Origin of the sequence: Candidatus Microthrix subdominans, from assembly GCA_016719385.1 — a bacterium.
In the GTDB taxonomy this organism is placed as follows: Bacteria; Actinomycetota; Acidimicrobiia; order Acidimicrobiales; family Microtrichaceae; genus Microthrix; species Microthrix subdominans.
Genome location: JADJZA010000007.1, coordinates 303,044 through 315,550, shown reverse-complemented (window position 1 = coordinate 315,550; position 12,507 = coordinate 303,044). Strand labels below are relative to the sequence as shown.

10 protein-coding genes are annotated in these 12,507 nt (G+C 69.4%); 5 read left to right on the top strand and 5 right to left on the bottom strand.

Translation table 11 applies throughout. The annotated features are described in order from the left end of the window. Window positions 1-44: 44 nt before the first annotated feature. Window positions 45-1,040, bottom strand: coding sequence for a TIGR03619 family F420-dependent LLM class oxidoreductase (locus IPN02_11545; GenBank protein ID MBK9297443.1), 996 nt, complete (start codon window positions 1,038-1,040; stop codon window positions 45-47). Window positions 1,041-1,167: 127 nt separating this feature from the next. Between IPN02_11545 and IPN02_11540 the strand changes: the two genes are divergently transcribed. Both IPN02_11540 and IPN02_11535 read left to right on the top strand, forming a co-directional pair. Further along, on the top strand, window positions 1,168-2,715 hold the full coding sequence (locus tag IPN02_11540) for a methionine--tRNA ligase (GenBank protein ID MBK9297442.1): 1,548 nt from the start codon (window positions 1,168-1,170) through the stop codon (window positions 2,713-2,715). Window positions 2,716-2,840: 125 nt separating this feature from the next. After that, window positions 2,841-3,143 (top strand): antibiotic biosynthesis monooxygenase, encoded by a 303-nt coding sequence (locus IPN02_11535; GenBank protein ID MBK9297441.1) that lies wholly within the window; start codon window positions 2,841-2,843, stop codon window positions 3,141-3,143. Between the two features lie 48 nt (window positions 3,144-3,191). Here IPN02_11535 and IPN02_11530 read toward each other — a convergent pair whose 3' ends face one another. Further along, entirely contained in the window at window positions 3,192-4,784 is a 1,593-nt protein-coding gene (locus tag IPN02_11530) for a glucosaminidase domain-containing protein (GenBank protein ID MBK9297440.1), read from the bottom strand. 257 nt (window positions 4,785-5,041) lie between these two features. Between IPN02_11530 and IPN02_11525 the strand changes: the two genes are divergently transcribed. Beyond that, complete coding sequence (locus IPN02_11525) at window positions 5,042-5,953, top strand: hypothetical protein (GenBank protein ID MBK9297439.1); 912 nt, start codon at window positions 5,042-5,044, stop codon at window positions 5,951-5,953. Further along, window positions 5,847-6,641 carry an adenylate/guanylate cyclase domain-containing protein gene (locus IPN02_11520; protein ID MBK9297438.1) on the top strand — a complete coding sequence of 265 codons (795 nt, stop codon included), beginning with the start codon at window positions 5,847-5,849 and terminating at the stop codon, window positions 6,639-6,641. The genes IPN02_11525 and IPN02_11520 overlap by 107 nt, the downstream gene beginning before the upstream one ends. Before the next feature lie 67 nt (window positions 6,642-6,708). On the opposite strand, the gene IPN02_11515 is transcribed toward IPN02_11520, so the two are convergent. Beyond that, on the bottom strand, window positions 6,709-7,212 hold the full coding sequence (locus tag IPN02_11515) for a hypothetical protein (GenBank protein MBK9297437.1): 504 nt from the start codon (window positions 7,210-7,212) through the stop codon (window positions 6,709-6,711). Window positions 7,213-7,276: 64 nt separating this feature from the next. On the opposite strand from IPN02_11515, the gene IPN02_11510 reads away from it, so the two are divergent. Continuing rightward, window positions 7,277-8,944 (top strand): molybdopterin-dependent oxidoreductase, encoded by a 1,668-nt coding sequence (locus IPN02_11510; protein MBK9297436.1) that lies wholly within the window; start codon window positions 7,277-7,279, stop codon window positions 8,942-8,944. 147 nt (window positions 8,945-9,091) lie between these two features. Here the strand turns inward: IPN02_11510 and IPN02_11505 are convergent, their stop codons facing one another. Together IPN02_11505 and IPN02_11500 are read right to left on the bottom strand one after the other, a co-directional pair. Then, complete coding sequence (locus tag IPN02_11505; GenBank protein ID MBK9297435.1) at window positions 9,092-10,078, bottom strand: linear amide C-N hydrolase; 987 nt, start codon at window positions 10,076-10,078, stop codon at window positions 9,092-9,094. A 41-nt stretch (window positions 10,079-10,119) separates the two neighbouring features. Next, window positions 10,120-12,447, bottom strand: a complete 2,328-nt coding sequence (locus tag IPN02_11500) for a sodium-translocating pyrophosphatase (protein ID MBK9297434.1) — start codon at window positions 12,445-12,447, stop codon at window positions 10,120-10,122. Window positions 12,448-12,507 lie beyond the last annotated feature (60 nt).

Below are 12,507 nucleotides of genomic sequence, written 5' to 3'. Positions count from 1 at the left end.
TCTCGGGGAGGTCGGGCTCGGGTGGTTGGCTTGAAAGGTTCGGCTCAGCGGATCGGATCGGCCGGCGGGGCCGGTTGGGGCGGCAAGTGGGGGGCCACCTCGGCACCAAAGCGGAGCAACTGGTCGCAGTAGTCCCCGACCGAGGTGGCCAGAAAGCTCAGCTGCAGCTGGTTGATACCGCGCTCGGCGTAACGGCCAAGCCGCTCGGCGACATGATCGGCCGAGCCGCCGAGCGCGTACGAGGGCTGGTCGGTCACCGGGTCGCCCAGCCGGACCGGCTCGCACAGCACCCCGACGGCGAAGCCTTCGTCCGCTCGACCGGCCGCTTCGCGCAGCTGGCCGATCCGCTCGATCGCCGCCCGCATGCCGCCCTCCGGCGGGCCCTGGGGCAGCCAGCCGTCGCCCAGCTGGGCGGCGCGGCGCACCGCCGCCGGCGACGAGCCACCCACCCAGATCGGCGGGCCCCCCGGGCGCGTCGGGGGCGGGCCGACCCGCACCTGGTCGGCGCTCCAGCGTTCGCCGGCCAGGGTGAATCCGGCATCGACGTCGCCCGGGTTGGCCGCCTCGAACGCGGTGCGCAGCACGCCGATCGCCTCCTCCAACGCCGGACCGCGACCGTCGAAGTCGGCGTCGAGCGCCTCGAACTCACCCCTAACGTGGCCTGCACCGACGCCCATGATCGCCCGGCCTCCGGTCAGCGCATCGAGGGTGGCGAAGCCCTTGGCGGCAACGAGCGGGTGACGGTAGGCGAGCACGTACACGTGGCTGAGCAGCCACAGGTTGGGGCAGCGGGCGCCCAGCCATGCGAGCGTGGCCACCGTGTCGTACCAGGTGGAGCTGATGTCGACATCGGTCGGCACCGCCACGTGGTCACACACCGCCACGTACCCGAGGCGGGACTCGTCGGCAGCGGCGGCGATGCGGGCCAGATCGCCCGGACCGGCCTGGGCCTCCCAGGGCTGGGCGAACGTCGGGCTTTTGGATTGGATCGGCAACTGGATCCCCCGCAGCTGCTCCCCCTCCCCAATGATGCTCGACATCGCCTCTCTCCCCTTCGATCGGTCCCGCCGAGTTTCTGACGGCCCGTCAGATACTACCGGGCCTCCTTTCGCTCCCGCCGCCCCAAGCCAATTCGGGACGTCGGGGCAGTGTCGGTAACCTCGGCGTGTGAGCCGCTACTACGTCACGACCCCGATCTATTACGTCAATGACGCCCCCCACATCGGCCACGCGTACACCACGCTCACCGCCGATGCGCTGGCCCGTTGGCACCGTTTGATCGGCGACGAGGTGTTCTTCCTCACCGGCACCGATGAGCACGGCCAGAAGGTGGCGAGGGCGGCCGAAGCAGCTGGCCGCACGCCCGCCGAGCACGCCGAGTTGAACGCCGACCGCTACCGCCAGGCCTGGGACCTGCTGCAGATCAGCTTCGACGACTTCATCCGCACCACCGAGCCCCGACAGATCGACACCGTCCAGGCCTTCATGCAGCGGATCCACGACAACGGCCACATCTACTCGGGCACCTACGAGGGCTGGTACTGCGTGCCCTGCGAGGCCTACTACAACGACGACGACCTCGTCGAGGACCCCTCGGGCGGCGACACGCCGCTGTGCGAGATCCACCGCAAGCCGGTCGAGTGGCTGTCCGAGGAGAACTGGTTCTTTCGCCTGTCGGCGTTCGCCCAGCCGCTGCTCGACTGGTACGAGACCAACCCGAACGCCGTGCAGCCCGAGGGCAAGCGCAACGAGGCGCTCGGCCTGATCCGTGGCGGCCTTCAGGACATCTCGGTCAGCCGATCGGCCGTTCAATGGGGCATCCCCGTGCCGTGGGCCGAGGGTCACGTGTTCTACGTCTGGTACGACGCGCTGATCAACTACGTGACCGCCATCGGCTACAACTCGGATCGCCAGCGCTTCGAGGACTGGTGGCCGTCGGTCAACCATCTGCTGGCCAAGGACATCCTGCGGTTCCACTGCGTGTACTGGCCCGCCATGCTGATGGCCGCCGGCGAGGCACCGCCCCGGCAGCTCAACGTGCACGGCTACCTGCTGGTCGGCGGCGAGAAGATGTCGAAGACGTCGCTCAACCAGATCACCCCTGCCGAACTGGTCGAGGACTTTGGCGTGGACGGCTTTCGCTACCAGTTTCTGCGCGGACAGCCCTTCGGGCCCGACGGCGACTTCAGCTACGAGGGCATGGTCGTCCGCTACAACACCGACCTGGCCAACAACCTGGGCAACCTGGCCGCCAGGGTGGCCACCGTGGTCGCCAAGAAGTGTGATGGTGTCGGTCCGGCCCCCGACCCGGACAGCCCACTGGCCCCCATCGCCGCCGAGGTCGTCGCCGAGGCGGTCCGGGAGTGGGCCGAGACCTCGCCACCCAAAGCCCTCGAGGCCACCTGGCGGCTGGTGCGCGAGGCCAACGCCCACCTGGAGAACAACGAGCCGTGGAAGGCCGAGCCCGGCCCGGCGGTCGACCGGGTGCTGGGCGATGCGCTCGAGGTGCTGCGAATCGTCGCCGTGCTGGCCTCGCCGGCGCTCATCGATTCGACCGACGAGCTGTGGCGCCGCATCGGCCTGACCGACGCCGAGGGCCAGCCCAACCGCCCCACCGACGTGCGCGTCCCCGACGGCCTGGCCTGGGGTGGCTACCCGGGCGGCGTGCCCGTCGACAAGGGCACCCCGCTCTTCCCTCGGCTCACCACCAGCTGAACCCGGTCGGCCCACCCGGGCTGCTGCGATTCCCTCACCCCTGGCGGGCCCACCGACGCAGCCGCTCCGCTAGCTTCGGCGCTCGGCGCCGCCGCCGTGGTGCGCGCATCTCAAGGAGGGCACCCATGATCATCGTCTCCGGCACCGTCAGCCTCGACCCGGCCAAGACCGCTGCGTTTCACGAAGCGCTGGCACCACTGGTCACGGCCACCCGCGCCGAGGCCGGCAACGTGAGCTACGGCTTCTACGCCGATCCCTTCGAGGACGGCAGTTACCGAATCTTCGAAGAATGGGCCGATCAGGACGCTGTCGACGCCCACATGAGCACCGACCACATGGCCGCCTTCATGGGCGCCATCGGAGACTTCGGCGTCACCGGCATCGACCTGAACAGCTACCAGGCCTCGAACAAGACCAAATTCATGTGATCCGCGCCGGGCGGCTTCGGCCACCCGACGTCGAGACCACACCGGCAACTACGAGGCGACGTAGTCCTTGGCCACCCAGGTGACGATCTCGTTCCACACCGTCTGGATCTGACCGAAGTAGCTCGTGTTGGTCGCCCACACGCCCGCCAGGTCCTTCCAGGTGGAACAACAGCCCCGCACACCCAACTTTTCGGGGTCCCAGCGGACCTTTGGGTTGGCGAACTGCGACGACGTCAAGCCGGGATTGGCATAGATCTTCAGCAGCTGCATCTGGGCTCGGGCACCGGTTCGGGCATCGGGAAACCCGAAGCCATTGGAACAGGAGTCGCAGGCCCCGATGCCGGCGAAGTTGTTGTCGGTGCCGCGGACCTGACCAAAGCTCGGGTAGCTGAAGGAGCCTGTCTCCAGAATCGACTGGGCGAAGGCGATATCGCCGCGGATCGACTCGCTGCGGCCCTCCTCGATGAACAGCCGGGCGAGCTCCTCGATCGGCACGGTGGTGTTGGCCCGCCGCCCGTCGGCGACGAACCAGCGGGACAGGTCCTCAGCGGCCAACAACGGCTCGCCGTTGATCGATGTCGTCTGGTCAAGGGCCAACGCAACGAACCGCTCGGAGACGGTACCGGCCCGCTCCAAGTCCTTGCGCACGGTCAAGCGTTCCTGAGCGGCGCTCTGGCGACGGGCCAGCTCGGCCTGCTCGGCCGCGGCCCGCTCCTCCACGAGTGCCTCCACCCGTCCGAGGTGGCCCGACTCAATCTCAAGCTGCGTTTGTTCCTCGGCGACCTTGCCGGCCCGTTGGTTGGCAAGCTCGTCTACCTGCACCTCGGCGGCCGCGACATACATCTCGGCTTCCTTGGTCCGCGACACGTGCGCCCGACCCGAACTGCGCAGCAGCTCGCGCCGCCGCGACGACAGCAGCTCGGCGTCGTCGGAGATTCCATCCAGGCCGGCGGGCGCACTGTTGGAGACGAAGGCGGCCACCGAATAGGTCCGCAGTTTGCCGGCCGTCTTCAGCAGTCCCTCGTTGGCGTCGACCCGGTCGACGTCGGCGCTCTTGAGCCGCACGGCCAGCTTCTCGGAGTCCGTGCGCGCCTCACCGGCAAGGGCCCGGGCCTTCTTGGCCCGCTCGCCCTCCGCTTTGGCCTCCTCGGCGAGTTCTCCGTCCCGCTTGGCCGCCGCCTCGCGCGCGACAACATCGGCCTGTTCCGCCGCCGTCAGGGCCGAGGTGAGCCGACTGACCTCGCCCTTGGCCTTGTCGACCGCCTGCTGCAACAACAACGGCTGGCTGCTCGAGGGGCCCGCATCGCCCGATCCCGAACCGCTCGGCCCGGTGTCGCTCGGCTCGGTGCCAGGGACCACGGTCGGCGAAGCGGTGGCGTAGGGGGAGGGTGGATCGGCCGCTGGGTCGTTCTGGGCGGGATCGTTCGTCGCCGGAGGGGTGTCGGCGGGAGCGGGAACAGCGGTCGCCGCCGTGGCGACGGGCGGGTCCGAGGTCGGTGCGACGTCGTCCTGGGCGGGGGCGGCCCCTGCGGGCGACGCGACGACACCCACGGCGAACAACACGACCGCAGCCGTCGCCTGAGCCAGCGTCCTGAGCGGGCGCCGGGGCGCCGACCGTCGCAACGGACGACCCGTGTTCATCAAGGTTCGGGAGGAGATGACGGCACCAAGGGATGACCGGACGCGAGATGGAGCGGCCGACCATGCGCGGCGGGGAGAAGACATGGCGATCGGGACAGGATAGGGGACGTTGGCGGTCACGTCCGGTCGAGGGCCCGGTTGGCGTGTGCCAAGGCGTTCCCCACCGCCTGGGTTCGGCCCGCCGATACGATAGAAGCGGGGGCCAGAGCATGCCGAACCTCACCAAACCAGGGACCAACCCGACGCCGGGAGGTGCCGTGACCTCCGACAACACGCTCGACGACGCCTCGCCGGTCCGCGGCGCGACGGTTCAGCTCACCGAGGCCCGTGCGCCCCAACACCTTCGGGGTGTCCAAGCTGCCCAACAGGCGGACGGACTGCGATGGGCAATCCGCATCCGCTTTGCGGCCGCCAACGTCGTCGGCGGGATGCTGGTGTGGGTCTACCTCCGCTTCCTGTTCCCTTGGAACGACGCTGGCCGCCCCCGCGACGACGCACTGAACGAGCGAGTGTTTCTCGCCTACCTGATCGTCGTCACGTTGATCGCATTCCTCATTCAGAACGTGCTGATGAACCTGGCGGTGCGGTGGGCCGAGCGGGGCCGCCTCCCCGGTCGCTTCCGACGAGGTCTGGTGCTGCGGCTGGCGCTGACGCTGTCGGTGCAGAACTACTTGTGGTGGGCCTTGGCCGGGTTGATCTTCGCCTGGTTGAACCACTCGCCCCGGGTGGGCATCGGCATCGCCGTGGTCGGCCTGGTGACCAGCACCTCCATCTACCTGCTGCTCGACCGGCCGATCCGCCCCCTGATCGACCTGGCTCAGGCCGGCCAGGTTCTCGGCCGGCGCCAGAGGGACGTCGAGCGGCGCATTTGGCTATTCTGGCTACTGGGCAGCGGGCTGCCGCTGCTCGCGGTGGGCTTGGCATTACTCACGTCCCCGACCGGCCGTGCGATGCCTCACTGGCGGCTGGCGGCGCTGCTCGGCGTCGGGCTGGGAGCGGGCGGAGCAGTGATGTGGGGGGCCGCTTCCTCCACTGGTCGGCGCATCGAGCGGGTGCGCCGCGATGGGCGAGGTGGGCGAGGGCAACTTCGATGTGCGGGTACCCCTCGACGACGGCGGCGACCTGGGACGCCTGGCGGCCGGCTTCAACTCGATGACCGAGGGCCTTGAGGAACGAGCCGTGCTCCACGACCTGTTCGGACGTCACGTCGGCCGTGACGTGGCCCGCTGGGCGATGGACCATCAGCACGACTTGGGCGGCGAGGAGCGCCAGCTCAGCGTGCTGTTCGTCGACCTGGACGGTTTCACCGCCTACAGCGAGGCCCATGCCCCGCGCGAGGTGGTCAAGATGCTCAACCGGTTTTTTGGCGCGATCGCCGATGTCGTGACCGCCCACGGAGGGTGGATCAACAAGTTCGAGGGCGACGCTGCGCTGTGCATCTTCGGGGCTCCCGTCCCGCAGGCCGACCACGGTGCTCGGGCCCTCGGCGCCGCCGCCGAGCTTCCGAGCGCCCTCGCCAAGCTCCCCGGCTCGCCCCGCGCCGGGGTAGGCGTGGCGACAGGAACAGCGCTCGCCGGCTACGTGGGCACCCCGGACCGTCACGAGTACACCGTGATCGGCGACGTGGTGAACATCGCCGCCCGCCTGTGCGAGGGGGCCAAGCACAGCGAGTCGGGGGTGCTCGCCGACGCTGGCTCGATCGCGGCCGCCGACGGGGGGGCGAATCCGGCCAGCCGACGGGCGCTCGACAGCGGGTGCTACGCGCTGCGAGAAACCGTTCAGCTGCGGGGGCGAACGCAGGAGACCGAGGTCTACGAGTTGCTCCTGGGTGGCTCCGACGGCACCCCGGGGTGCTGACCGGGCCGCCCTGCCCGTCGGATCGAACCCGACACCGGCCGAACAGGGCTGCCCGACCGATCGGGCGTCACCCGGCGGGCGTGGTGCTCGACGTCGGCGCGGCGGTGGTGTCGGCCGAGCCGCCAACCGGACCCGTCGTGGCGCACTCGGTCACACCGGTCGCCTTGGCGGTGGCCCTGCCCATCGGCCCCAGCTCGCGCGCCGACTGGTCGAGCAGGGAGCGCACCCGCATCCCGTCCCCATCGCCGGCCGCCTCCTCGAGGTCGGCGACCAGCTCGAGTTGTCGATCGAGGTACTCGGCCATCGATGTGGGCGTTTCGCCGTCCGGCCCGTCGAGGTCGGCAATCTTGGTTTGCTCGGTGGTCAGCAACTGCCGGATCCGCCCGATATAGGCATCGAAGGTGGCCAGATCGTTACCGGGTTTGGGCAGCGCCTCAACCTCGGCGTTGATCTCGGCACACACCCGGTCGGCTTCTTTGGCCCATTGCGCCATCGATGGTCCGCTCGAGCACCCGGACAGGGCCATCGAGACGGCGACGGGCAGCAACAGCAAAGCGCCGGTTTGGCGCACTGCTGAGAGCGGCCGCAGCCGCGCGGCGACGCTGCGCCGGTTCGGGGTGTAAGGGTGAAGCGCGATGTCGAGGTCCTATCACAACCCCACCACCGTCCCCACCCCCCGGTCGGACGGCCACTCGGCCGACGCCCGCCGGGCGGTTCCGGTCGCCAACCCGGCGACCGCCGGCGTCCTCGCCGGGGCGGTCGGGCTCGGCACCGCTGAGCTGCTGGCCGCACTGATCGGACCGATCAGCTCGCCGCTGCTGGCGATTGCCGATCGGGTAGTCGACCTCAGCCCGACCGGTGTGCGGGAGTGGGCGATCTCGACGCTGGGGACCCTGGACAAGCCCGCCACGATCGTGGGAACCCTGCTGATCCTGGCCGCAATCTCGGCGGGACTGGGCCGGCTCGCCGCCTGCGGTCGTCGCCAGGCCGCCTGGGCGTCGGCGGGCGCCGCAGCGGTGGCACTCGTCGGTGCCTCCGCCGCCTGGTCCGGGCGCACCGGCGGGCCAGGCGCCGGGCTGGGGGCCATCGTCGGCGGGGCCGTGTCGGCGGTCGCCCTGTGGATGCTCTTCGGCGCGGAGACCGCGGCCGCAACCGACGACGACATGCCGGCCGACGAGCCGGCCACCGGGGCCGACACTCCCCCGCCCACCTCGATCGTTGGGCGGCGCACCCTGGTCAGGGGCCTCGGCATGGTGGCGATCGCCCAGTTGGCTCTCGCAGGGGCGATCCGGTTTGTCGGCGGAAAAAGCCAGGCCGCCGCCGCACGTCGACAGGTGAAGCTCCCCGCGGTCGACGAACAGCTCGAGGCCCTGCCCAATGCGGGCTCCGGCGGTGGCGCCACGCCCGGCCTCTCGCCGCTGATCACCCCCAACGACGGCTTCTACCGCATCGACACTGCGTTCACCGTGCCCAGCGTCGACCCAGCAACGTGGCAGCTGACGATCGGCGGCGGCAGCCGCGGTCCGCTCACCCTCAGCTACGCCGATCTGCTGGCTCGCGAGCAGATCGAAATCGACTGCACGCTGAGCTGTGTCTCCAACGAGGTGGGCGGTTCCCTGGTGGGCAACGCTCGATGGCAGGGGGTCGAGCTGGCACCGCTCCTTGCCGAGGCCGGCATTCCCGACGGCACCACCCAGGTGGGCGCCACCTCGACCGACGGCTGGAGCTGCGGTTTCCCGATCGAGACGCTCGATCGGCCCCCGGGAGACCCAACCCCGCCGGCGATCATCGCGGTCGGCATGAACGGCGAGCCGCTTCCCCTCATCCACGGGTTTCCGGCCCGTCTCGTCATCCCGGGGCTCTACGGGTACGTCTCCGCGTGTAAGTGGCTCGAGACGATCGAGCTGACCACGTGGGAGGACTTCACCGGCTACTGGGTTCCGCGAGGTTGGTCGAAGGAGGCGCCGATCAAGACCCAGAGCCGCATCGATGTGCCAGCCGAAGGCTCCACGGTCAACGCAGGGGCGGCCACAATCGCCGGGGTCGCCTGGGCCGGGATCCGGGCCCTGTCCAAGGTGGAGGTGCGCGTCGACGGCGGCCCGTGGCGCGCAGCCACGCTGGGGCCCGAGCTGTCCGAGGCCACCTGGCGTCAGTGGTGGTTGGACTGGGATGCCACACCCGGCCGACACACCCTCACCGTGCGGGCCACCGACGGCGACGGCGTCACCCAAACCGCTCAGCCCAGCCGCCCGGACCCCGACGGCGCCACCGGTTGGCACGCCGTCGTCGTCACCGTCCGCTGACGTTCAGAAGCAGGTACGAACCGGAGAGGCGACGAACCGGGGAGCCCAAACGACCGCCAGAGCGCGCTCTCGGCTCCCCGGTTCGAAGGTGGGGCGCCGTTCCCTTGCCAGTTGTGAAGGGGGTGGAGTGACGCGTTCCGCTGGCTGTCAGGCCAGGCTGAGGAACTCCAGGGGTGCCCGCTCCTCGAAACGCTTTCCGACGTTGCCGGCCAGACCGCCCTGCAGCGCGGTGTCGCCCATCAGGTCGAGCCGTCCCGCCGAGGCGCCCTCGGTGAGGTCCAGGTCGGCGAAATCCACCCACACGACGTTGGGTCGGGTGGTCGAGGTAAACACGTAGCGCTTGTTGGTCAGGTCCGCGACCGTCTGCCACAGGGTCTGGGATGCGTGGGGTTGATCCGGATCCGGAATGCGGAACGGCTGGGCAGCGTTGCGGATCACGCTCAGGATTGAGGCGATCGCATCGACCTGGCCGGTCGGGGTCGGCAGCCGGCCCACGTAGTAGTTTGCCCGGGCGAAGCGATCGGCCGCCAGGGTTGAACCCGGCAGCGGGGCATCGCCGCCGAAGCCCTCGATCGTGGCCAGCAGCTCGAGCTGCTGGTCGTAGGTCGGCGAGTTGGTCATCACCTTGTAGTCGGGGCTGTGCCACACGGTCGCTTCGTCGTCGGTGTACTCGATCACCGCCGAGTCGCCCGTCGAGTCGCTGAGCGCCAAGTGCACGGCCGGCACCTCGCCGGTGGCCGGATCACTCAACGGGACGACCTGCACCTTGGTCTCGGCAATCCACGCCGCCGCCTCGGCGACGGTGGCGAAGTTGTCGAGGAAGTACTGCAGCCACACCGCCATCGACAGCGCCGGGCGCTCCGGGTCGTGGTCGCCGTAGTGAGATTCGGTCAGCCAGAGAATGTGCCCGGACAGGCCCGCCTCGTTCATGCCATCGACGGTCATCATGTCGTAGGCCGCTGCGACCACGCTGCCGTACACGGCGGTCCAACTCAGCGAGCCACCCACCCCGTCGTTGCGCTCCAGGCCCTTCGGCAGCGACCACAGGTTCGTGCCGGTGTCGCGGTGGTAGTCCATGTTGCGGCCGACGAGGACCGGACCGGACGGGTCATGCCAAAGGACCTTGGTGCACATGTTGGAGCCTTTCGCTACACGTTAGACGTCGGTTGGCGGGCCTAGAGCGGGGCCGAGTCGGTCCGCTCGACTGCCGGCTCGTCGGCGATGGCCGAGCCCTGGCCCTTGGAGAACACCACGGCACCGATCAGCACGGCCGCGGCGACCACGGTGATGATCGCACGGGCGGCATCGTTGTCCGCCAGGGAGAACACGGCGGGCAGCACCAGCAGCGCCACCAGGTTCATCACCTTGAGCAGCGGGTTGATCGCCGGGCCGGCGGTGTCCTTGAACGGGTCGCCCACCGTGTCGCCGATGACGACGGCGGTGTGGACGTCGGAGCCCTTGCCGCCGACGTTGCCGTCCTCCACGTACTTCTTGGCGTTGTCCCACGCACCACCGGCGTTGGACAGGAAGTTGGCCATCAACGCACCGATGACGATCGCAGCGGCCAGGTAGCCACCGAGCGCCTCGGCGCCCAGGCCGAAGCCGACGGCGACCGGCAACAGCACGGCGAGCAGCGCCGGGGTGGCCAGCTCACGCAGCGCCGCAGAGGTGCAGATGTCGATGACCGGGCCGTAGTCGGGGCGCTCGGTGCCCTTCATGATGCCGGGCTTCTGCCGGAACTGGCGGCGGACCTCCTCGACGACCACCCCGGCGGTGCGGCTGACCGCCAGGATCGACAGCGACGAGAACAAGAAGACGACGGCGCCGCCCAGCAGAGCTCCGACGAAGATCTTCGGGTCGGCGATGTTGATCACTGCGGCGGCGAAGTCGCCGTTGAAGAGTTCCTCGGCGATGATCTCGCGGAAGGCGGCGAACAGCGCCACTGCGGCGATGACCGCCGACGCGATGGCGTAGCCCTTGGTGACGGCCTTGGTCGTGTTGCCAACCGTGTCGAGCCCATCGAGGATCACCTCGGTCTCGCCCTCGAACTCGCCGGCCATCTCGGCGATGCCCTGGGCGTTGTCGGCAATGGGACCGAAGGTGTCCTCGGCCACGATGATGCCGGTGGTCGCCAGCATGCCCACGCCGGCCAGGGCCACCAGGTAGAGCGAGAACTTGATGTCACCTCCACCGATGCCGATCGACACCAGGATGGCTCCGCCAACGGCGACGACGGCCCACACGGCCGACTCCATGCCCGAGGAGATGCCCGACAGCACGACGGTGGCCGGACCGGTTCGTCCGGCGTCGGCGATGTCACGCACCGGCTTGAACGAGGTGGACGTGTAGTACTGGGTGATGCGGCTGGCCACCTGGCCCAGCACGACGCCGGCGACGATCGCCAGGAAGAGTCGCAGGCCCAAATTGGACATCGTGGAGCCCTCGGGGTTGCCCACGTAGCCGAACGCGACGATCGCTGCGCCCACCAGGGTGATCACCGACGCCAACAGCACGCCGCGGTTGATCGGGGGCAGGGCATTGGTCTCGCCCGGGCGGGCCTTGACCGAGAAGATCGACACGGCCGAGGCCAACAGCCCGATCGCCATGATCGCCAGGGGGAAGATGATGCCCTTGGCGGCGCCACCGACGCCGATGCCCACCGAGTTGAAGGCGGTGATACCCAGGATGATCGAGGCGACCAGGATGACGCCAAAGCTCTCGAACAGGTCGGCCGCCATGCCGGCGCAGTCACCCACGTTGTCGCCCACGTTGTCGGCGATGGTGGCCGGGTTGCGGGGGTCGTCCTCGGGGATGCCCGCCTCGACCTTGCCCACCAGGTCGGCGCCAACATCGGCGGCCTTGGTGAAGATGCCGCCACCGACCCGCAGGAAGAGGGCCAACAGCGAACCGCCGAAACCGAAGCCGATCAGGATCGACGAGGCGGTGTTCTGGAACAACATCACGATTGCGGTTGCGCCCAAAAGCCCGAAGCCGGCGGTGAACAGCCCGACCGTGCCTCCGGCGCGGAACGCCACCTGCATGGCACCGTTCATGTCGTGGGCCTTGGCGGCGGTGGCGGTGCGAATGTTCGCTCGGGTGGACAGCCACATGCCGAGGAACCCGATCGAGGCGGACGCCAGCCCACCCACGAGAAACGCGAGGGTGCGAAAGCCCCCCGACTGGGCGAAGTTCAGGCCCTCGCCGCTGCCTTCATCGATCACCTTGCTGGACGTGAGGAACACGATCACCGCCAGCGGAACCACGATGATGCCGATCGTGCGGAACTGGCGGGTGATGTAGGCCATCGCCCCCTCCTGCACGGCGCCGGCGATCTCCTCCATCTCAGCGGTGCCGGTCGGCTTGGCCAGCACCCCCTTCATGCTCACCACGCCGACGACCAGCGCCAGCAGCGCCACCACCATCGAGAACACCAGCCAAAACCATTCGGCGCCGCCAAGCACAAAGAGTTGGTAGCCGCCTTCAGAAGCGAACAGGTTGGTCATGAGTTCCTCCGGGAAGCGCTCGGGCGCCTCCCCAGTTGGCAGGCCACGCGCGTTGCTCAC

Coding starts and splice junctions, on each gene's coding strand:
- IPN02_11545 (MBK9297443.1), bottom strand. CDS start 1,040: ATGTCGAGCATCATTGGGGAGGGGGAGCAGCTGCGGGGGATCCAGTTG.
- IPN02_11530 (MBK9297440.1), bottom strand. CDS start 4,784: ATGAACACGGGTCGTCCGTTGCGACGGTCGGCGCCCCGGCGCCCGCTC.
- IPN02_11505 (MBK9297435.1), bottom strand. CDS start 10,078: ATGTGCACCAAGGTCCTTTGGCATGACCCGTCCGGTCCGGTCCTCGTC.
- IPN02_11520 (MBK9297438.1), top strand. CDS start 5,847: ATGGGCGAGGTGGGCGAGGGCAACTTCGATGTGCGGGTACCCCTCGAC.
- IPN02_11500 (MBK9297434.1), bottom strand. CDS start 12,447: ATGACCAACCTGTTCGCTTCTGAAGGCGGCTACCAACTCTTTGTGCTT.
- IPN02_11510 (MBK9297436.1), top strand. CDS start 7,277: ATGTCGAGGTCCTATCACAACCCCACCACCGTCCCCACCCCCCGGTCG.
- IPN02_11535 (MBK9297441.1), top strand. CDS start 2,841: ATGATCATCGTCTCCGGCACCGTCAGCCTCGACCCGGCCAAGACCGCT.